The 20,465-nt window shown below is 72.5% G+C and carries 17 protein-coding genes; 8 read left to right on the forward strand and 9 right to left on the reverse strand.

All coding sequences use genetic code 11. The features are described 5' to 3' along the window. Positions 1-142: 142 nt before the first annotated feature. Positions 143-1,087, reverse strand: coding sequence for a hypothetical protein (locus AC1C2W_RS16395; RefSeq protein ID WP_495413714.1), 945 nt, complete (start codon positions 1,085-1,087; stop codon positions 143-145). A gap of 1 nt (position 1,088) precedes the next feature. After that, on the reverse strand, positions 1,089-1,553 hold the full coding sequence (locus AC1C2W_RS16400) for an Lrp/AsnC family transcriptional regulator (protein WP_495390594.1): 465 nt from the start codon (positions 1,551-1,553) through the stop codon (positions 1,089-1,091). A 113-nt stretch (positions 1,554-1,666) separates the two neighbouring features. Between AC1C2W_RS16400 and ddaH the strand changes: the two genes are divergently transcribed. From ddaH to AC1C2W_RS16415, 3 genes are all read left to right on the forward strand, one after another. Further along, a complete protein-coding gene (ddaH, locus tag AC1C2W_RS16405) occupies positions 1,667-2,635 on the forward strand; it encodes a dimethylargininase (protein WP_495413715.1) in 969 nt (322 codons plus the stop codon). Next, positions 2,632-3,762: an ornithine cyclodeaminase gene (gene ocd / locus AC1C2W_RS16410; RefSeq protein ID WP_495413716.1), complete on the forward strand. Its 1,131-nt coding sequence runs from the start codon at positions 2,632-2,634 to the stop codon at positions 3,760-3,762. The genes ddaH and ocd overlap by 4 nt, the downstream gene beginning before the upstream one ends. Positions 3,763-3,900: 138 nt before the next feature. Further along, positions 3,901-5,307 (forward strand): zf-HC2 domain-containing protein, encoded by a 1,407-nt coding sequence (locus AC1C2W_RS16415; protein WP_495413717.1) that lies wholly within the window; start codon positions 3,901-3,903, stop codon positions 5,305-5,307. Positions 5,308-5,427: 120 nt separating this feature from the next. Here the strand turns inward: AC1C2W_RS16415 and AC1C2W_RS16420 are convergent, their stop codons facing one another. The 5 genes from AC1C2W_RS16420 to AC1C2W_RS16440 all read right to left on the reverse strand — a co-directional run bounded on the left by AC1C2W_RS16420 (position 5,428) and on the right by AC1C2W_RS16440 (position 10,385). Continuing rightward, complete coding sequence (locus AC1C2W_RS16420) at positions 5,428-7,044, reverse strand: M20/M25/M40 family metallo-hydrolase (protein WP_495413718.1); 1,617 nt, start codon at positions 7,042-7,044, stop codon at positions 5,428-5,430. Positions 7,045-7,172: 128 nt separating this feature from the next. Then, positions 7,173-8,420 (reverse strand): 23S rRNA (uracil(747)-C(5))-methyltransferase RlmC, encoded by a 1,248-nt coding sequence (gene rlmC / locus AC1C2W_RS16425; protein ID WP_495413719.1) that lies wholly within the window; start codon positions 8,418-8,420, stop codon positions 7,173-7,175. A gap of 36 nt (positions 8,421-8,456) precedes the next feature. Then, a complete protein-coding gene (locus AC1C2W_RS16430; RefSeq protein ID WP_495413720.1) occupies positions 8,457-9,323 on the reverse strand; it encodes a DUF1028 domain-containing protein in 867 nt (288 codons plus the stop codon). A gap of 10 nt (positions 9,324-9,333) precedes the next feature. Next, positions 9,334-9,765: a VOC family protein gene (locus AC1C2W_RS16435; RefSeq protein ID WP_495390601.1), complete on the reverse strand. Its 432-nt coding sequence runs from the start codon at positions 9,763-9,765 to the stop codon at positions 9,334-9,336. Beyond that, on the reverse strand, positions 9,762-10,385 hold the full coding sequence (locus tag AC1C2W_RS16440) for a DinB family protein (protein ID WP_495413721.1): 624 nt from the start codon (positions 10,383-10,385) through the stop codon (positions 9,762-9,764). The genes AC1C2W_RS16435 and AC1C2W_RS16440 overlap by 4 nt, the downstream gene beginning before the upstream one ends. 302 nt (positions 10,386-10,687) lie before the next feature. On the opposite strand from AC1C2W_RS16440, the gene AC1C2W_RS16445 reads away from it, so the two are divergent. After that, positions 10,688-11,353, forward strand: coding sequence for a biliverdin-producing heme oxygenase (locus AC1C2W_RS16445; RefSeq protein ID WP_495390603.1), 666 nt, complete (start codon positions 10,688-10,690; stop codon positions 11,351-11,353). 160 nt (positions 11,354-11,513) lie between these two features. Here the strand turns inward: AC1C2W_RS16445 and AC1C2W_RS16450 are convergent, their stop codons facing one another. Next, on the reverse strand, positions 11,514-13,265 hold the full coding sequence (locus tag AC1C2W_RS16450) for a SpoIIE family protein phosphatase (RefSeq protein ID WP_495413722.1): 1,752 nt from the start codon (positions 13,263-13,265) through the stop codon (positions 11,514-11,516). A gap of 87 nt (positions 13,266-13,352) precedes the next feature. Here AC1C2W_RS16450 and AC1C2W_RS16455 point away from each other — a divergent pair, with 87 nt between their 5' ends. Together AC1C2W_RS16455 and AC1C2W_RS16460 are read left to right on the forward strand one after the other, a co-directional pair. Next, on the forward strand, positions 13,353-14,219 hold the full coding sequence (locus AC1C2W_RS16455) for a CPBP family glutamic-type intramembrane protease (protein WP_495390605.1): 867 nt from the start codon (positions 13,353-13,355) through the stop codon (positions 14,217-14,219). An 87-nt stretch (positions 14,220-14,306) separates the two neighbouring features. Next, positions 14,307-16,514, forward strand: a complete 2,208-nt coding sequence (locus tag AC1C2W_RS16460) for a SpoIIE family protein phosphatase (RefSeq protein WP_495413723.1) — start codon at positions 14,307-14,309, stop codon at positions 16,512-16,514. Positions 16,515-16,517: 3 nt separating this feature from the next. Here the strand turns inward: AC1C2W_RS16460 and AC1C2W_RS16465 are convergent, their stop codons facing one another. Continuing rightward, on the reverse strand, positions 16,518-17,252 hold the full coding sequence (locus AC1C2W_RS16465) for a DUF305 domain-containing protein (RefSeq protein WP_495413724.1): 735 nt from the start codon (positions 17,250-17,252) through the stop codon (positions 16,518-16,520). A gap of 141 nt (positions 17,253-17,393) precedes the next feature. Between AC1C2W_RS16465 and AC1C2W_RS16470 the strand changes: the two genes are divergently transcribed. Both AC1C2W_RS16470 and AC1C2W_RS16475 read left to right on the forward strand, forming a co-directional pair. Next, positions 17,394-18,806 carry an LVIVD repeat-containing protein gene (locus AC1C2W_RS16470; protein ID WP_495413725.1) on the forward strand — a complete coding sequence of 471 codons (1,413 nt, stop codon included), beginning with the start codon at positions 17,394-17,396 and terminating at the stop codon, positions 18,804-18,806. 672 nt (positions 18,807-19,478) lie between these two features. Beyond that, on the forward strand, positions 19,479-20,462 hold the full coding sequence (locus AC1C2W_RS16475; RefSeq protein ID WP_495413726.1) for an ABC transporter permease: 984 nt from the start codon (positions 19,479-19,481) through the stop codon (positions 20,460-20,462). Positions 20,463-20,465 lie beyond the last annotated feature (3 nt).

The raw sequence follows: 20,465 nt of genomic DNA on the forward strand, positions 1-20,465 counted from the left end.
TCCGCGTCGTCGTCGACGCAGTCCCAGCACGGCACCGGGCCGTGGCCCATCGCCGTCGACGGGTCTGGAGGGAGCCTACTGATGCAGCCTCAATAGTGGCGACGGAGGCGGGTAACGATTGGGACACGCCGCGGGTGAAGTTTCAGCCCCAGCCGCAGGCGTCGTGCACGAGGCCGTAGGTCGCGGCGCGCTGCTCGTCGGTCATAGGCACGTAGATGACGGGCTGCCGGGCGCCCTCGACGTCCGCGGTGACGGGCAGGAACGTGCCGCGCTTGTCCTCGGCCACCACGTGCGGGTCGCACCGCGCGGGGACGAGGTCGAGCACGACCTTGCCGTCCGCCTGGCCGGCCAGGTCGTCGCCCGACCAGGCGTCCCCGGCGGCGGGGGAGAGCAGCGTCGTGCCGGACACCCGCACGAGCTCGACGGCCGGACCGTCGGGCACGGGGTCGACGGCGAGCGTCACGCGCCCGCCGGGCTCGGTCCCCGTCCCGGTGCGTACCTGGGCAGTCTCCACCGCGGTGACGCGGAGCGTGACGCCGGACTCGACCAGCCGCTCGGCGCACGCCTCCGCGTGCACGGCGGCGAGACGGCCAAGCGGGTCGGTGACGCCGACCTCGACGTCGACACCCTCCGAGGCCGACCCGTCCTCGCCGGGCGCCAGCCGCACGGTGGCGGTGGCGACCTCGGTCGTGGTGGCTGCGCTGCCGGCGAGCGCGTCCGGTGCGTCCGCGTCGCAGTCCACCTCGCCGAGCCGCAGCCGCACGTCGCGGCCCGCGCCGGGGGCGAGGGTGCGGACGTGCGGGTCGCCGTCCGCGCCGCTGGGCCCGAAGCCGGGTGCGTCGAGCGAGCCGCCGAGCAGCGTCACGGTCCGGCCCGAGCCGTTGACCACGCGCAGCGAGGCCGTGCGGTCCGCGTACTGCATGCGGTCCTGGCGCAGCTCCGCGCTCAGGTGCTCGGCGACGCCGTCGGGCAGGTCGGGTGTGTCGGGCCCGGTGCCCGTGCAGGCCGCCAGCAGGCCCGCCAGTGCCACGACGAGCGTCGCGGCGGGCACGACGACGAGCGCGGCCGCGCGGCGTCCGGGGCGCACGTCACGCCTCGCCCGAGGGCGGCGACCCCGCCCGCGCGGGGCGGTCGATGACGCGCGTCATGACCAGGGACGTGCGCGTCTTGTCCACGCGGGCGCTGCCGCGGATCGCCTCGACCGTGCGCTCGACGTCGGTCATGCCGCCGGCCATGATCTGCACCATCGCGTCGGCCTCGCCGGTCACGGTGTCCACCCGCACGATCTCGGGGATCGTGGCGAGATCGCGGCGGAGCGTGGCGGGGGAGACGTTGCCGCGGCAGAACAGCTCGACGTACGCCTCCACGCCCCAGCCCAGCTCCTCGGGCGCCACCCGCACCGTGAAACCGGTGATCTCGCCGCGCGCGAGCATGAGGTCCACGCGGCGCTTGACCGCGGGCGCGGACAGCCTCACCTCGGCGCCGATGTCGGCGTATGTCGCCCGTCCGTCGCGCAGCAGGTGTCCCACGATCTTCCGGTTCACCGTGTCCATGACCAGTCCATGCTCGGATTCTTCAGCTCCCGCGCACGATCCGCCAGGTCTACCGCGAGGACGCGCAACGAATCGCGCATCCCGCGCAACGACCGCGGCCCTAGCGTCCGGCTATGACGGCCCTCACCTCACCGACGACGACGTCGGTCTCAGCGCCCCAGCCCGACCTGGCTCCCGCTCCGGCCACTACACCGGCCACCGAGCGCACGGCGACCCCGCGGCACTACCTCATGTGTCCGCCCACCTACTTCGACGTGGTCTACGAGATCAACCCCTGGATGGACCTCGGCGTGCCGGTGGACGGCGCGCGCGCGGTCGCGCAGTGGGAGCGGCTCCGGGCCACCTACGAGGCGCACGGCCACCGGGTGGAGGTGATCGACCCCGTGCTGGGCCTGCCCGACATGGTGTACGCCGCGAACGGCGGCGTGGTGGTGGGCGGCCGGGCGCTGGCGGCGCGGTTCACGTTCCCCGAGCGCCAGCCCGAGGGCGCGGCATACGAGGCCTGGTTCGCCGGCGCCGGGGCCCTCGGCGTCACGAGCCTCGGCCAGGCCGCCGAGCAGGACGAGGGCGAGGGCGACCTGCTCCTCGCCGGCGACGTCATGCTGGCCGGCACCGGGTTCCGCACCTCCCGCGCCGCGCACGCCGAGGTCGCCGAGCGGCTGGGCGTCGACGTCCTGACGCTCGAGCTGGTCGACCCGCGCTTCTACCACCTCGACACGGCGCTGGCCGTGCTCGACACCGGCACCTCGCCGGCGACGATCGCCTACCTCCCCGAGGCGTTCAGCCCCGCGTCGCGGGCGGTGCTCGCGGAGCGATACCCGGACGCGATCCTCGCGACCCCCGAGGACGCCGCCGTCCTCGGCCTCAACGTCGTCTCCGACGGCCGCCACGTCTTCCTCACCGACCGGGCCACCGGGCTGCACGCGCGGCTGCGCGAGCGCGGCTTCGAGCCAGTCGGCGTCGACCTGTCCGAGCTGCTCAAGGGCGGCGGCTCGGTCAAGTGCTGCACGCTCGAGCTGCGGACCGCACCCCCCACCCCGACCCGCCCGAGCACCACCACGCCAGCGGAGGCCCGCGCATGACAACCGTCCCGTTCCTCGACGTCGCCTCGACGGCGCGGTGGGTCGCCCACCGCGGGCCCGAGGCCGTGATCGGCCGCCTCGTGGACGCCCTCGCCGCCGACTTCGCCCGCTGGCCCGACCTCGACAAGCGCCCCCGGATCGCTACCCACTCCCGCGAGGGCGTCATCGAGCTCATGCCCACCTCCGACGACGTCACGTACGGCTTCAAGTTCGTCAACGGCCACCCGCGGAACCCGGCCCGCGGCTTCCAGACCGTCACCGCGTTCGGCGTCCTCGCCGACGTGCGCAACGGCTACCCCACGTTCCTCGCCGAGATGACGCTGCTCACCGCCCTGCGCACCGCGGCGACGTCGGCGCTCGCCGCGCGGCACCTGGCCCGGCCCGGCTCCCGCATTCTCGCGCTGATCGGCACGGGGTCGCAGTCGGAGTTCCAGGCGCTGGGCATGCGGGCCGAGCTCGGCGTCACGCACCTGCGGGCGTGGGACACCGACCCGGGTGCGCTGGCCAAGCTCGCGCGCAACGCCCGCGCGCTCGGGTTCGAGGTGCATGAGGCGGCGAGCGCGGCCGACGCCGTCACGGGCGCCGACGTCGTCACTACTTGCACCGCCGACAAGACGAACGCCACCGTGCTCACCTACGAGATGGTCACCGCCCTCGCCCGCCCGGGCGTGCACGTCAACGCCATCGGCGGCGACTGCCCCGGCAAGACCGAGCTCGACCCGGCGATCCTGCGTGCCGCCGAGGTGTTCGTCGAGTACGAGCCGCAGACCCGCATCGAGGGCGAGATCCAGCAGACGCCGGACATCGCCGTCACCGAGCTGTGGGAAGTAGTCGCCGGGCGCCGGGACGGTCGCCGCGCCGGCGACGACGAGACGCTCACCGTGTTCGACTCCGTGGGGTTCGCCGTCGAGGACTGGGCCGCGCTCCGGTTCGTGCGCGACGACGTGCCCGCCGCGCTGCTGCAGCACCTCGACCTCGTCGCCGAGCCGGACGACCCCAAGGACCTGTTCTCCCTGGTGCGCGCGGGCGAGCAGGACGATCTCGCCTCAGGGCGGCAGGCCCTCGACCGGCTGATGGGTCTGGCCGGCCGCGGGCACGCCGAGCCGCTCGCGACCGTGCGCGGCTGACCCCTAAACGGCGCCGTTCCGGGCCCCGGGACGGCGCCGGGATTTGCTTTCGCCCCGTGGGTCGCTGCGATCATTGCCCCCGGCGCGCATGTCGGCGCGCCGCGAGACCGCTGGAAAATGCTGGGACGGGGGCGTCGCGTGACCGCGATCCACGGCGACGACGCGCCCGAGGGCCGGTCCGCCGTCGACGACGTGATCCGGCGGATGCGGGCCGCCGCCACCAGGGCCGGGCGCGACGGCGGACCCGGCGCCGCCGGCACCGCGGACCCGGACGTGCTGCGCACCGTGCTCGCCACCCTGCCGCACGACGACCAGCGGTTGCTGTGGGACCGGCACGTCATGGGCCGCGACCTCGGCGCCATCGCGACCGAGCTCGGCCTGTACGGCCGGGCGGTGCTGCGGCGGCTCGGGCGGGCGGAGCAGCGGCTCGCCGCGGCGTTCGCGGCGGCGCACACCCGTGCCTGCCCGCCGGGGTGCGTCGACACGCGGCAGTCCCTGCACGCCTACGCGCGGCACCGGCTCACGCCGGGGCGCCGCACCACGCTCGAGAGCCACATCTTCGGCTGCGACGGCTGCATGCGCGCGTTCATCGACGTGCGGGAGGCACACTGGGCGCTGCGCGACGCCGGCCCACTGCTGCTCGCCGGCACGGTCGCGGGCGGTGCGGTGGCCCCGGTGGTCGTGGGGGCGCTGGGCGCTGGGACGGCGGGGGCCGGGGCCCTCGCCTTGGTCCGCCCCGTGGGCACCGCGCTCGCGGTCGCGTGGGAGTGGGTCCGGGTGCTGGCGCTGCGGCGCACCCACCTCGGCAAGGTCGGGCTGATCGGCGCCGGGGCCGTGGCGGGCGTCGCCGTGGCTGCCGTCGCGGTCGCCGTGAGCGGCGGCGGTGGCAGCCCCGTGGCGGCCCCGCCCGTGCCGTCGGCCACATCTTCCGCCGCGGCGCCCGCGCCCGGCGGCGAGCCGACGCCGGCGGCCCCGCCCGAGCCGACGCCCGGCGGCACGTCCGGCCCCGCGCCGACGCCGGAGCCGACCGAGCCGTCCACCGACGACCCGATCTCCCCGACGACGACCCCCACGGGGGCGCCGGGCACGGAGCCCACGGAGCCGGCGCCCACGTCGACCACCCCCGTCCCCGCGCCGAAACCCACTGGGACCTCGGAGCCGACGTCCACGCCGACGTGGTCGCCCACGCCCACCGCGACGTCGTCGCCCACCGCCACGCCTTCGCCCAGCCCGACTCCGACGCCCGACCCGACGCCGACCGACGAGCCTGACCCCGTGCGCACCACGGTCAACGCCGAGGTGCCGGGGCTGCGCGGGGTCTTCCGGGTGGACGTGTCCGACCCGGACACGCAGCAGGTCGTCGGCGTCAAGTCCGGAAACAGCTGGGTCCGGGCACGCGAGTGCGACGGCGGTGGCTGGTATATCGCCTCGAAGCGCAACGACGAGGCCGACGTGAGCGTCGAGGTCGAGGCGCCGCCGGGCGTGCCGCCCGACGTGATCCTCGACCGGACCGGGATCTGGCCGGGCTGGCTGAGCTCCTGCTGACGCCTACCGCTGGTTGAGCCTGTCGAAACCGACCGCTGGTTGAGCCTGTCGAAACCGACCGCTGGTTGAGCCTGTCGAAACCCGGTTTCGACAGGCTCAACCAGCGAGGAGAGCGACGCGTCAGCGCCGGTCGAAGCCGTGCGCCCCGCGGTCGTGGCCGTGACCATGTCCACCACCGTGCCCGTGCCCGTGGCCATGCCCGTGGCCGTGACCGTGGCCATGACCCGGACGGCCGGGCTCGACGCCGTTGATCGCCTCGGTGCTCCAGGCGAGCTGCTGGGCGGCGTTCCCGATGGCGCGGGACATGATGTCGAGCGCCTCGAGGTTCACGTTCGCCAGGTCGTCACCGACGGAGTGATAGTTCTGGTCGAGCGCCTCGCCGGCCGTGCCGCCGAAGATCGCGGCCTCCTCGTCCGTCTTGATGGCGTCCGCGCCGGTGAACAGGCCTGAGGCCGGCACGCCGTTGCTGATGAACGCGTCGTAGTCCGAGCGGCCGGAGAACTCCGAGTCCACCCACGGCTGGTCGATCGCGTCGAAGTAGTCCGTGAGAAGCGCCTCGGTCGCCACGGAGCCCTCGGGCACCGTGACCGGGGCGGGGAAGGTCGACTCGTTCGCGTCGTACACGCCGATCGTGTAGTTGGGGGAGCCCACCATGTCGAAGTTGAGGTAGGTCGCGATGTCGTCCAGCGCCTCCGGGTCGTTCGCGACGAGATCGTCCACGTAGTGCGTGGAGCCGACGAGCCCGAGCTCCTCGGCGCCCCACCACGCGAACCGCACGGTGTTGTTGAGCTTCTTGCTCTTGTTCAGCTGGACGGCGGTCTCCAGGATCGCCGCCGAGCCGGTGCCGTTGTCGTTGATGCCCGGGCCCTCCGGGACGCCGTCGAGGTGGGCGCCCAGCATCACCACGTTGTCGTCGCGGCCCTTGCGGGTCTCGGCGATGACGTTGAACGTCTCGGCGGTGCCGATCTCGGCCTGCAGGTCGAACGACGCCTGCACGGCGGGGTCGGCCGCGAGCACCGCGAGGATCGACTCGCCCTCCGCCTGCGTGACGCCCACGGTGGGCGCGTACCCGTCGTTGCGCTCGCCCAGGGTGCCGTTGAGCGCGCCGATCTCGTTGTTGTAGATGATCAGCCCTGCCGCGCCGGCCTCGCCCGCGGCGAGGGCCTTCGCCCCGAAGGTGCAGGCACCGCGCTGCACGACGGCGATCTTGTCGGTGGCATCGACGCCGGCCCACGAGTCGTCGTGCGGGGCCTCGGGGTCGTCGCTGGCCGGGCAGCCGTCCACGATCGCGGGCTGCACCAGGCCGGCCGTCACGCCGTCGTCGGGCGTGGACGTGGAGTACGTCATCGCCGCAGGATCGAACGTGGCGCCCGGCACCGCAACGGCCAGATCGAGGACGTCGAAGGTGTCGAACTCGAAGTACTGCCGCTCCGGTGTGAACCCGGCCTTGCGCAGGGTCTTCTCGACGTACCGCGCGGATGCCTCGTAGCCGTCGGAGCCTGCGGCACGGTTGCCGTCGTTCTCGTCGGCGATCTCCTGGAGCTCCTCCAGGTGCCGGAAGACGCGCTCGCCGGTGACCTTCTTGGACAGGTCCGGGCCCGGGACGTGTGGGCCGGGGCCGTGCCTGCCCGTGACCACGGACGGCGCCGCCGTCGCGGTGGGGGTGAGGGACGCCGCGACGACCAGCCCGCTGAGGGCGGCAGTCGCGACGGCCGTGGTGAACATCTTTGTTCTCACGGTCGACCTCCTGATGGGTGACCCCGCGAGGCCCGGGTCGGGCCCCGACACACAGCGCGACGTTGCGGGGTGCGGTTGGCGTGAGCGTAAGCCTCAGCGGGCGTCCAGGAAACCCAGACGGCGCAAGCTCAACCGACGAATGGCGCCCGTTCGAGGAGTACGAGGACCTCGTAGTGGCTGGTCTGCGGAAACATGTCGAGCAGCCGTGCGCGGCGGGGTCGCAGCGACGGCATGCGCGCGAGATCCTCGGCGAGCGTCACGGCGTTGCAGCTGGAGTAGAGCACGTGCGCGACGTCGGACTTTTCGAGCCGGTGCGACAGGTCGGCGCCGATGCCGCGCCGCGGCGGGTTGACCACCACCAGCTCGGGCGCGTCGCCGCCGCGGGCGAAGGCGGTCGCGTCGCCGGCGGCGAAGCGCACGTCGCGCACGGCGTCGGCCCACCACGCGGCGTCGTGCCCGCCGACCGTGGTGCCCGCGGGCAGGTGGGCGAGCTCGTCCCGCGTCACGCCGGCGCTGGCGATCGCCTCCGCAGAGATCTCGATGCCGGTGACGGCACGGCCCGGCGCGGCGCAGTGCAGCGCGAAGCCGCCGACGCCGCAGTACAGGTCCCACAGGGAGGCGGGCGCCACCTCGCCCACCCACTCCCGCGCCTGCGCGTACAGGGCGGTGGCCACGGCGGTGTTGGTCTGGAAGAAGCTCTGGGGGCGCAGGTGCAGCGTGATGCCGTCGAGCCGCATCGGCAAGGACTGCCGCTCGGTGAGCACGATCTCCTGCTCGCCCTCGAGGACGGCGGCGTGCGCGGGCTGCACGTTGACGCTCACGACCGCCACCTGCGGCAGCGCGCCGAGCAGCCACGGCAGGTGCTTGCGGATCCGGGCGACGGGCTCCTGGCTGCGCAGCACGAACCGCACCATGAGCTCGCCGTCGGCGGAGAGAGTCACGAGCACGTGCTTGAGCTCGCCCCGCCAGGCCGACTCGCGCGGGGTCTCGCGGCGCCGGGGCCCGCGGGACGGCGCCGTCGCGTCGTACGGCTGGAGCCGGGCGCGGGTGATCAGCTCGGCCAGGACCGGGAACGACTCCTGCAGCGCGGGCGGGTACAGGCCGCAGTCGGTGAGGTCGATGCCCTGCCCGGCGAAGGGCCCCGACGTCGAGCCGAGGATGCCGAGCACCGGGTCGTCGACCGTGCCCGTGACCACCATCTTCGCCTTGTTCCGAAACCCGGACTCCGGGCCGGTCACCGGCGGCAGCCAGGCGATCCGGTCGTCGGCGAGGAGGGCCGCCACGTGCTCCTGCTTCTCACGCACCTGCGTGGGGTACGGCGTCGCCAGCAGGGTGCACGAGTGGCAGCGGCCGGCGTCGAAGTGGGGGCACTGCACCCGCCCATTGTCTCCCGGGCAGTGGGGCTGAGGCGGTCAGCCCTCCCCGGCCTGCTGGAGGAGTTCCTCGACCGCGCCGGGATCGATGTCACCCGTCGCGGCAGCGCGTCGCAGGCGTGCGGCGGTCCGAGGCTCCGACACCAGCAGCGCGCGGGCGTGGGCGACGGCGTCTTCGACGGCCCCCGACCGGACGAGGGCCAGGAGCAGCGCGCCGAGGCAGACCGGGTCCTCGGGCGCGAGCGCATGAGCTGCCCGCACGTCGTCGAGGTCGCGGTACGCACCGTGCCGCCGCCGGGTCCGCTCGAGGGCGGCGTGCGCCAGGTGCACCTCATGGAGGCGCTGCAGCTCGGGGACTGGCCGCGGGTGCCGGTCGACCCGGAGGTCCTCGGTGCTCGGCCCCTCGACCACGAGCGCGGCCGACATCCGCCCTCGCAGGTCGCCTCCCCGCTCGTCCGACGCCGCCAGGGCGGCGAGCAGGACCTCCGGCAGCGTCGCCCGCCCCAGCATGGGGGCCGCGTCGCGCAGCGCGGTATCCGCCACGTCGGCGCGCTCCATCAGGTTCGCGATCACCAGCAGGCCCGGCACCTGGGCGACTGCCACGTGCGCCTCGAGCGCCGGGCCGTTGTGGACCGCGACCGCGCACGTGGAGTCGACGACTCCGAGTTGGGAGGCAGCGGGAAGGCCCGCGACCACGCCGTCGACGATGTCCTGGGCTGACTGGCCCGCGAGCAGGCCTTCGCGGACGGTGTCCCGTACGTGCAGCGGAGTCTCGCCCTGGACGGCCGCGGCGCCCTTGCCGCGGACGACCACGGGGACCCGCGCGCCTACCGCGAGGACGAAGCTCGCGGTTGCGACGCCGACGTCGCCGCTCGCGGCGTCGCGCGCCAGCACCGTGAAGGTCATCGTGCGACCTCTAAGCGACGAAGATGCAGAACGGGTGGCCAGCGGGGTCGGAGTAGACCCGCAGCGGCTCCTCCGGGTCGTCGGACCGATCGTGCAGCAGCCGCGCCCCGAGGGCCAGTGCGCGCTGGTGCTGGCGGTCCAGCTCGGCGACGTCGGGCACGGTGGTGTCGAGGTGCAGCTGCTGCGGGACGGTCTGGTCTGGCCAGGTGGACGGCGTCAGCGTCTCCACCTGCTGGAATGCGAGCTGCGCGCCGCCGGGGTTGCGCAGCACCAGCCAGTCGGCGCCGCGCGGGTCGGGCCCGCCGTGAGCGGGCGGCTCGTCGCCGGGCCGGTAGGCGAGGCCGAACATCTCGCGGTAGAACTCTGCGAGCCCCCGCGCGTCGGTGGTGTCCACCACCACCTGGAGGATCGTGGGGACGGCGGGCTGGTGGGCGTCGGTCATCGGACCTCCTCGGGGAACTGCTGGGCGATGCCGCGCAGGGTCACGGTGAACGCGGCGTAGTCGAAGCCCTCCGCCAGGTTCGAGTTGTCCGCCCGGAGTCCGGCGGCGCCGTCGGCCTGCTCGCGCAGGATGTCCGCGTGGCCCGCGTGCCGGTGCAGCTCTGCGATCACGTGCACCAGGATCTGGTGCAGCGTGACGTCGTGCCGGTCGGCAGGCCACCAGCCGACGCGCCCGGGCGCGTCGAGTGGCAGCGCCTCGATGGTCTCGTCCGCGAAGTCCCACGCCCGCCGGTACAGGCCGACGATCTGCTCGACCGACTCGTCGGCGGTCGCGAAGAACTCCGCCTGCAGCGCGTCGGCGTCGGCGTCGGGGGCGTCGGCTGCCGCCAGCCAGGGTGTCTCGTCCGGGCGGGGCCACGGACGCCCGAACACCCCGCCGAAGTAGCCGATCTCCACCGTTGCCGCGTGCTTGATGAGCCCGAGCAGGTTGGTGCCCGTCGGGGTGCGGGGCAGGCGGGTCTCCCGCTCGGGCAGACCCTCGACCTTCCACAGCAGCGCCTCGCGGGCGGCCTGCAGGTAGCGGCGGAGCACGGGCTTGGCGTCCGGGGGCGTCGTCGTCATCGCCCCAGCGTGCCCGCGCCCACCGACATCCCGCGACCCCTTTCTCCGAGGTAGTTCAAGAATCGCCGAGGTAGTCCCGAACTACTTCGCCGGATCTTGAACTACTTCACCGGATCTTGAACTACCTCGCCGAATTTCGAACTACCTCGCGGTTCCCACCCACTACCTCGCTGGGATCCAGGACTACTCGGCAAGAGGTAGGCAAGGCTTACCTTGCCTGCTACGGTGACGCCACGTCGTGACGAATTGTCACGACGTCGCGCCGGGCGTCCGGCGGTTCTCGACCTGGAGGTCCCCTGACGATGTTCACGGAGGTTGCGCTGCTCTCAACCCTGCTGCGAGAGGGGACGCGCGCCGAGCACACGCGGGCGGAGTCCGAGGGGTTCGTGGAGCGTCTCCTCGCCGGCCGGCTCGACGTCGCGGCGTACGCGGACCTCGCCGCCCAGCAGCTCGCGGTCTACACGGCCCTGGAGCGGGGCAGCGCGCGGATGCGGGACGACGCGCGCGGGCGAGGGCTCGTCTTCGACGAGCTGACCCGCGTGCCCGCCATCGAGCGCGACCTCGCACACCTGTACGGTCCGCAGTGGCGCGACGTCGTCCGCATGCTGCCGGCGACGGAGCGCTACGTCGCGCGCCTGCTCGCCGTCACCGAGGACGTGGCGTGCTACGCCGCGCACGCCTACACGCGCTACCTCGGGGACCTCTCGGGCGGCCAGGTCATCAAGCGGATGCTCGAGCGCCACTACGTGCTCGACCCTTCGACCGGCTCAGGGGAGTCCGGCGCGGGTCTGGAGTTCTACGCGTTCCCCGAGATCCCCAAGGCCAAGCCGTTCAAGGATCTCTACCGCGAGCGACTGGACGCGCTGGACCTCGACGACGCCGAGGTCGACCTCGCGGTCACCGAGGCCCAGGAGGCCTTTCGGCTGAACCGCGCGATGTTCGTCGAGCTGGGCGTCGCACACCCCTGACCGCGCCTGCCGAGGCTCTACCGGCCCGACCCGAACTACCTCGCCGAGATTCGAACTACCTCGCCGAGATTCGAACTACCTCGCCGAGATTCGAACTACCTCGCGGGGATTCGAACTACCTCGCGGGGATCCGAACTACCTCGCGGGGATCCGGACTATCTCAGCGGACTCGGGCGGCGAGCACGGCCACGTCGTCGCGCTGCAGGCCCTGCACCATCCGATCCACGAGCCGCCGGGGCAGCTCGGCCGTCGGGCAGCCGGCCAGGTCCTGCAGCGTCCGGTGCAGGTCGCGGGCGCGGGCGGTGGAGTCGACGGTGCGCGACTCCACGAGCCCGTCGGTGTACAGCAGCAGGGTGTCGCCGGGGGAGAGCTCGGCGGAGTGGTCGTGGCGCGGGGCCGTCGGGTCGACGCCGAGCATGAGGTCCGGGTGGCCGGGCAGCTCCTCGACGGTGCCGTCGGCCCGGATCACGGCCGGGCGCGGGTGGCCCGCGCTCGCCCACCAGACGCGGCAGCCGCCGTCGGCCGCCCCTGGCTCCTCGCTGCCGGTGCGGTCCAGCCGGGCGACGACGGCGGTGCCGGTCGCCGTCAGCGCCAGGCCTTGGTTGGCGCGGTCGAGCTCGCCCAGGAGCCGCGCCGGCGGCACATCGTGGCACCACACCAGCGTGCGCAGCATCGAGCGGAGCTGACCCATCCGGGCGGCCGCCTGCATGTCGTGCCCGGTGACGTCGCCGATCATGAGCACGCTCGAGCGGGGATCGAGCACGACGGCGTCGTACCAGTCGCCGCCCACCTTGTCGGTGCTGGTGGCCGACGCGTACGTCGAGGCGAGCTCGAGGTACGGCACGGGGGGGAGGTCGGTGAGCATCGCCGCCTGGAGCGTGGTCGCCACACGGTGCCGGTCCTCCAGCACGCGGACGCGTACCAGGGCCTGGGCCACGCAGGTCGCGAGCGTGACGGCCGTGCGCCTGTTCTCGTCGCCGTGGTCGTGCGGGCCGTGCCAGACCAGCACGACGATGCCGAGCAGGCGGTCGTCGGTGACCATCGGCAGCAGCGCGAGCCCGCCGAGCGACGGGACGACCCACGGGGCGAGCGACGGTTGGTCGCGTAGGGCCGCAGCGCCGTCGCGATAGAAGGTGGGTCGTCGGGTGCGGGCCACGGAGGCCACGGCGGGGTGGTCGAGGCGCCACTGCCGGGGCAGATACGGGTAGGCGCCCTCGCGCTCGACGAGGGTGAGCGTCGCGCCCGCCCCGTCGGCGAGGACGAGCGTGGCCCAGATCGTCCCGAGCCCCTGGCCGGAGGCCCGCAGAGCGTCGACGACCTCGTCCAGGGTGGTCGCCTCGGCGAACCGGCCCGTGAGGTCGAGGAGCATCCGGGTGCGTCGGGTGGCGTGCACGGCGACCTGCTGGATGCGGTGGGCGCGATGCCGTTCCAGGCGCAGCCGCAGCTCGGCGGTGCAGGCGGCGGCGAGGTCGGCGAGGGTGGCGAGGTCGGTGGAGCTCCACGCGTGCGCCTCCTGGTCGAGCGCGCACACCGTGCCGACTGCGGTGCCGTGGCGGTCGTAGATCGGGAACCCGGCGTATGCGCCCATGCCCAGCTCGGTGACGGTCGCGGTTTGCGACAGGCGCGGGTCGGCGCGCAAGTCCTCCACCACCAGCGGGCCGCCCCGGCTGATGGTCTCGCCGCACAGCGGTTCGGTCAGGGTGGTGCGCCGGGCGGCTTGGTAGGGCTCGGGCAGTCCGAGGGCCCCGGGGTACACCTGCGCGTCGGGCAGGACGATCGTCACCAGCGCGGTGGGCACCCCGAGCTGGCGCTGCACCAGCCGGGCGAAGCGGTCGAACGACGCGTCTGCCGCGGCGCGGGCCAGCCCGGCCGCCTCGAGCGCCTGCGCAGGGTAGGAGTAGGAGGTCGTCATCGCGCCGCGCCCTCGTCCCCGCTGTGCGCCCGTCGACCCGCGACCATGCTCGGATTGTTCCACGGGGACGGCTATCCTCGCCGGACGATGGACATCGCCGCCCGCACCCCGACGTCCGCCTCCTCGACGCGGCGGACGGTGCTGCGGCTCGTCGCCGCGGCGCTCGTATCGGCGTCGGCGGTCCTCCTGTTCGCGGTGCACGTACGCCCGGTCGCGTACGTGCCGCTGGTCGCGGGCGTCGGGCTGGGACTCCTGGTGGACCGGCGGCTGGGCCGCGACCTGGCGCTGATCGCCGTCGCGCTCGGCATCATCTCCACCATCTCGCTCGAGGCGGACCTGTCCGATGCCGGGATGGCGCGCTTCGCCGTCGTCCTCTCCTTGGCGGTGCTGGTGCCGTGGGCGGCGTCGCGGTACCTGTTCCGCGACCCTTCGACAGGCTCAGGGGGGACCGGGCCAGGGGTGGTGCGCTTCCCGATCGCGACGGGGCGACGCTGGTCGCCGGGGCAGTACGTGTACCTGGCGATCGTGGTGCTGGTGGGCTACCTGGTGCTGCCCTGGTACTTCCTCGGGTCGGGCGCGTACCTCAACTGGCCGGCGCTGGAGGGCGGGGAGGACATCGCGCGGCTGTTCGTCGGCGTCAACGCCGTGGGCATCTGGGACGAGCTGTTCTTCGTGTGCACGGTGTTCGCCCTGCTGCGGCGCCACTTCGGGGTGTGGACGGCGAACGCCCTGCAGGCCGTGATCTTCGTGTCGTTCCTGTGGGAGCTCGGCTACCGCGAGTGGGGGCCGCTGCTGACCGTGCCGTTCGCGCTGGTGCAGGGCTGGATCTTCGCCCGCTACAAGAGCCTGCCGTACGTTGTGACGGTGCACCTGCTGTTCGACGCCGTGGTGTTCGCCGTGCTGGTGCACGGCCACCACCCCGAGCTCTTCGACGTCTTCGTCACCGCGCCCTGAGCCCTCCCCGGGCGACGTGTTGAGCGCGAGGCGGTCGCCGTGGGAAAGTGCGGCCCCGGGCGATGTGCGGAAATGAGCGAGGCAACGATGGACGACCCTGTGGACGACGTCGACCTCGAGGCCTGTGCCACGGAGCCCATCCACGCTCCCGGGGCCGTCCAGCCGCGGGGTGTGCTGCTCGTGGTGGACGACGACATCGTGGTCCAGGCGTCGGCGAACGCGCCCGACCTGCTGGGGCGGGACCTGCCCGACATCCTGGGGCACCGCCTCGACGCCACGGTGGGTGACGCGGCCGGACTGCTGCGCCATGCCAGGGCGCTGGAGCCCCGCCCCCTGTCCGAGGTGCTGCGCCGGGTGACTGTCGACGGCCGCCCGTGGATCGCCGCGACGCACCGGACCGCCGAGGGCACGGTCGTCGTCGAGCTCGAGCCCAGGGACGAGGACGCCGACCCGGGCGACGGGTACCGCACCGCCTACGCCGTGCTCGGCAGGGCTGCTACAGCCGGTTCCCTGCGTGAGCTCTACGACCTCACGGCGCGCGGGGTGCGGGAGGTGACCGGCTTCGACCGGGTCATGGTGTACCGGTTCGACGTGGACCACCACGGCGAGGTGGTCGCCGAGGACCGCCGGGACGATCTCGAGCCGTTCCTCGGGCAGCGCTACCCGGCGTCCGACATCCCGCCGCAGGCGCGCGCGCTGTACGAGAAGAGCTGGCTGCGGCTCATCTCCGACGTCCGGTCCGAGCCGGTGGCCCTCGTGCCGGTGCTGCACCCGGTGACGGGGGTGCCGGCCGACCTCACGTTCGCCGGCCTGCGGGCCGTCTCGCCCGTGCACATCCAGTACCTGAAGAACATGGGAGTGGGTGCGTCCATGTCGATCTCCCTGCTCGACGGCGGACGACTGTGGGGCATGGTGGCCTGCCACCACGGGGGCCCGCACACCCCCTCGCTCGAGGTGCGCGCGGCGGCGGAGGCGCTCGCCTCCGGCCTGTCCCTGCAGATGGTGGTGCACGCCGCGGCCGACCGGGCGCAGCGCGCCCGCCGGGTGACCAACGCCCTGGAAGTGCTGGTCGGCGCCAGCGACGGACCGATCGCCGAGGTGGTCGCGCGGCCGGAGCTCCTGCGGGTGCTCGGCGTCGACGGCGCCCTGGTGCGCACCGGCGGCACCTCGGCGACGATCGGCACGGTGCCGGCCGCGCTCGACGCCGTCGTCGAGGCCGTGCAGTCGGCGAGCCCGCCGCGCCACGAGGACGGCGGCGGCAACCCCGTCTTCGCGACCCACGAGCTGCGGGCCGATCATCCGGCGCTGGCCGGGCTCGGCGAGGTCGCGGGCGCGCTCGTGGCGCCCCTGCCCGACGGCGACCTGCTGGCGCTCTTCCGCCGGGAGATCACGCGCGAGGTGACCTGGGCCGGCGACCCCCGTGCTAAGACCGTGGTTCGCGAGGACGACGGGGCGGTGCGCATCGGCCCCCGCAGCTCGTTCGCGCGGTGGCGGGAGATCGTGCACGGCACCAGCGAGCCGTGGTCCGGAGACGACGTCCGTTCCGCGGTCGTGGCTCGCCGGACCGTCGTCGAGGCGCTCTACCGCCGCACCCGGCCCGACCTGGGCGCCGCCCTGGTGCTGCAGCACTCGTCGCTGCCCGCCACGCTGCCCGCCCCGCCGGGCTGGCGACTCCAGGCCCGCTACCGCCCGGCCCACGGCGGGTCCGTGGGAGGCGACTGGTACGACGCGTTCGACATGCCGGACGGGCGCGTCGCCCTGGTGATCGGCGACGTCGCAGGGCACGGCCTTCCCGCGGCGTCCGCGATGAACCAGCTCCGCAACGGGCTGCGGTCGCTGCTATTGACGCACGGCGAGGTGGGGAGAGCCGTCGGGGCGCTCGACCATCTCGCCCGCACGCTGCTGAGCGGTGACATGGCGACCCTGTTCGCCGCGATCCTCGACCCGGGCGCCAGGACGATCGAGTACGTCTGCGCGGGCCACCTCTCGCCCCTGGTCGTCGACGGCCACGGCGCGCAGTGGGTGGACGTGGTGCGGAACCTGCCGATCGGCGCCATGCCCGCGGTTCCCGAGGTCGGCCGGCTCGAGCTGCACGAGGGTCAGTCGCTGCTGCTCTACACGGACGGGCTCGTCGAGCGGCGCGGTACGTCCCTTCGGGCCCGGCTGGAGGAGCTCCGTGCCACGGCTGCGCTGACGCTGGACCTCGAGGTGCTCGAGCACAAGCTCGCGGGCCTGGAGTCGGAGGACGACTCGACCACCCTGCTGGTGACCGCGTCCGGGCCCGCGCGGGGCTGACGCTCAGCCGGCGAGCTCGTCGAGCAGCCGGGACATCCGGTCGATCTCCGCGATCTGGTCCGCCGCCACGTTCCCGGAGAACTCCTGGACCGTCTCGTCCCGCCCGGCGGAGCCGACGTCCTCGACCATCTCCAGCGCACCCGCGTGGTGCTTGATCATGCCCTTGAGAAAGAGCCGGTCGAACTCGGTGCCGTCGGCGTCCGCCAGGGCTGTCATCTCGGCGTCGGTCAGCATGCCGGGCATGGAGTCGTGGTCGTGGGCCTGGGGGGCGCGTGGCCCGCTCCCGTCCGACGGCGCCGTCGACGACGTCGGTGAGGCGACCGCGGGCACCGGGAGGTCGTGGTCCTCGAGCCAACGGCTCATGTACTGGATCTCGCCGTCCTGCGTCAGGCGGATTCGATCGGCGAACTTCGCGATCTGCGCCGACGTCGACCGCCCGGGAACCAGCTGCGCCATCTCCACGGCCTGGGCGTGGTGGCCGATCATCCGGGTCATGAAGTCGGCATCGGCGTCGGTGACCACGTCGGCGTCACCCATGCCCTCGTAGTCCTCGGGTGCGATCGTCCGGGCGGGTTCGCCGGGCTTCCCCGGCGCGAGCACCGCCGATGACGGCGTCGAGGTCACCTCGGGTTCCGCGGCGGTGCACCCCGCGGCGGTGAGCCCTATGGCAAGGACGAAGGCGCAGGTCAGGACGGCGCGACTGCCGCTCGTGTGACGGAGCCGGGGGTCTGTGGTCACCTGTGGATCCTCTCCTGAGGTTGTTGCCACCGCGTTAAAAGATGCCCGCACACCTGGTTGGGAGGATGCTTCCAGGCGACACTCAGTGTGACCCAACAAGGAGGTGTGGCGCCTGTGCGTCGTCCAACCCTGAGTTCACGGATGAGAAGTTCACGGGCGAGGGGCGCCGCCGGCGTCGCCCTCTCGCTGGCCCTGACGGCCGGAGTGCTGGGGCTCGCGGCCCCGGCATCAGCGTCCGACGCCCAGTCCGATGCGTTGGAGCCCGACGTCCTGCCGGGCGAGGTGGCGTCGTCGAACATCGAGCACCTCAGCAACAACCCGAAGAACGGCGCCCTGCAGGGCACCGGCTCTGACCTCGCGTTCCAGGGCAAGTACGCCTACGCGGGCAACTACGACGGCTTCACCGTCTACGACCTGTCCGATCCCGAGGAGCCCGTCCAGGCGCTCCAGGTGTACTGCCCCGGCTCGCAGAACGACGTCTCCGTCTACGGCGACATCCTGGTGCTCTCCACCGACTCGTCGCGCAGCGACGACTCGTGCGCCTCGACGACCCGCCCCGCGACGGAGAAGGGCTCCTGGGAGGGCATCAAGGTCTGGGACATCTCCGACCCGCTCGAGCCCGAGTACGTCAAGGCCGTCGAGACGGCGTGCGGTTCCCACACCCACTCGCTGGCGCCGACCAAGAACGGCAAGGACCTGTACGTCTACGTCTCGTCGTACAGCCCGAGCTCGTCGTACCCCGACTGCCGCCCGCCGCACGACATCATCTCGATCGTGAAGGTCCCGGTGAAGAACCCCGCGGCGGCCAAGCTCGTCGGCACACCGAACCTCTTCCCGAAGGGCGGCTACGAGGGCGACCCGGATCGCAGAGCCTCGGCGACCTCCGGCTGCCACGACATCACCACCTACGCGAAGTACGACCTCGCCGCCGGAGCGTGCATGGGCGACGGCATCCTGATGGACATCAAGGACCGCGCCCACCCGAAGGTGATCAGCACGGTCCGCGACACCGAGAACTTCGCGTTCTGGCACTCGGCCACCTTCAACAACGACGCGACCAAGGTCGTCTTCACCGACGAGCTCGGCGGCGGCGGCCTGGCGACCTGCACCGGCGAGTATGCACCGGAGCTCGGCGCCAACGGCATCTACGACATCGAGAAGGTCAAGAAGCACGGCGGGAAGAACGGCAAGAAGCTCGCGTTCCAGAGCTACTACAAGATCCCGCGCATCAACGACAGCACCGAGAACTGCGTGGCCCACAACGGCTCGCTGATCCCCGTCAAGGGCAAGGACCTCATGGTCCAGGCCTGGTACCAGGGCGGCGTCTCCGTGTTCGACTTCACCGATTCGTCCCACCCGACCGAGGTCGCCTGGTTCGACCGCGGCGCGGGCATCTCCAGCGGTGGCTCCTGGTCCACCTACTGGTACAACGGCTACGCCTACTCGAACGACCTGGGGATCGGTTTCGATGCGTTCGACATCGACGACTCGATCGACGGCAAGGCCAAGACGAACCTCAAGTCGCTGAACCCGCAGATGCAGCAGAAGTTCTGAGCCTCTGAGCCCGGCTGATCGCCGGGCCGGTAGACGTGGCACGACGGCGGCCGGTCACCCTCGCGGGTGGTCGGCCGCCGTCTTGTCTTGGTGCGGGGCTCGCTGGAGCGCGAGCACGGCCTCGCGTGGGTCGTGAGGGACCCGATCCTCGACTGCCTCGGCTGATCGGACCTCCGACCTGCGACGATGCATGTCAGACGGTCGCCGGGAGCCATCTCAAGTGGGTCCCGGACGGTGTTCCGGGGAGGTTGTTGCCCCGCGCGCCGATCGTGACCAAATTGAGACGTCGGCCGTAAATATCAAGCATGACCTGGGATGATGCCGGAGAGTTTGCGGCGTACCGCACTCCCGCCCCCCTCGGGACGGTGAGACGGTGCCGTGCTGGTGACACGGCGGGGGGTAACCTCCGAAAACAGTTGCGCAGATCACTCTGTCTCGTCGTCGAGGTCGTCGAAGCCCTCGGACGGACTCAGGGATCTGCGCTTCGTATCGTCATCCGGCGTGCCGGGCAGAGCTGATCATCGGCCTGCACGGCCGCCACCGATTCGTGGGCCACTGGCCCCCAGCAGCACAGGGAAGCTTCATGCACATCGTGCCTTTGGCCGCGCGGCGGTCTCCGTCGGAGCTGGTCGGTCCGCGGGTGGCGCACCGCGGGCCTGGCGGCACCGTCTGATGGGGCGCTTCCTGCTGCGGCGTTCCGCCAACTACGTCGCGATGCTCTTCGTCGCCGTCTCTGCGACGTACCTGCTGGCCTCGGCGTTCATGGACCCCCGGTCCAACTATCTGTCGCGCAGCCCGAGGCCGCCGATGGACTCGATCAACGCGTCCCTGACGGCCGCGAACGTCAACGACGAGGACCCGCTGCTGCTGCGCTACTGGCGCTGGCTCACCGACATCGTGCTGCACTGGAACTGGGGCCTGAGCCCGGACCAGTCGCCGGTCGGCGACGCCGTCGCGAGCCGGATCGCCGCGTCCACACAGCTCGTCCTTCTTGCCACCGTCCTCGCGATCGTCATCGGTGTCGCCATCGGCGTGTACACCGCGATCCGTCAGTACAAGTGGCAGGACCGAGTGCTCGGTGGCTTCGGCACCTTCTTCCTCGTGATCCCGACGGCGGTGCTCGCCCTCTTCGTCGTGATCGGCGCCATCTACGTCAATGAGTGGCTCGGCTTCCGTCTCTTCTACGTCACCGGCTTGCACAGCTATGACGGAGACAGCTTCCTGCCCTGGCTGCTCGACTTCGCCCAGCATCTGATCCTGCCCACGATCGTGCTGACCATCATCGGTGCCGTCGGCTACCACCTGACCCAGCGCACGTACCTGCTGGACACGATGAAGGCCGACTACGTGCGCACGGCGCGGGCCAAGGGACTGCCGCTGAACGTCGCGATCCGTAAGCACGCCCTGCGCACGTCGCTCATTCCGACGGCCGTCAACGTCGCGTTCTCGATCGCGACGGTGTTCACCGGCGCGGTCATCACCGAGACGATCTTCGCGATCAACGGCCTGGGCCGGTACTTCGTCACGACGATCATCAACAACGACATCAACGGTGCCACGTGCATCGCAGCCTTCGCGGGCGTGTGCACGCTCGTCGGGGCATTGCTGGCCGACCTCATCGTCGCCTGGCTCGACCCCCGCATCCGGATCAGCTGAGAG

The organism is Isoptericola sp. Y581 (assembly GCF_059445475.1).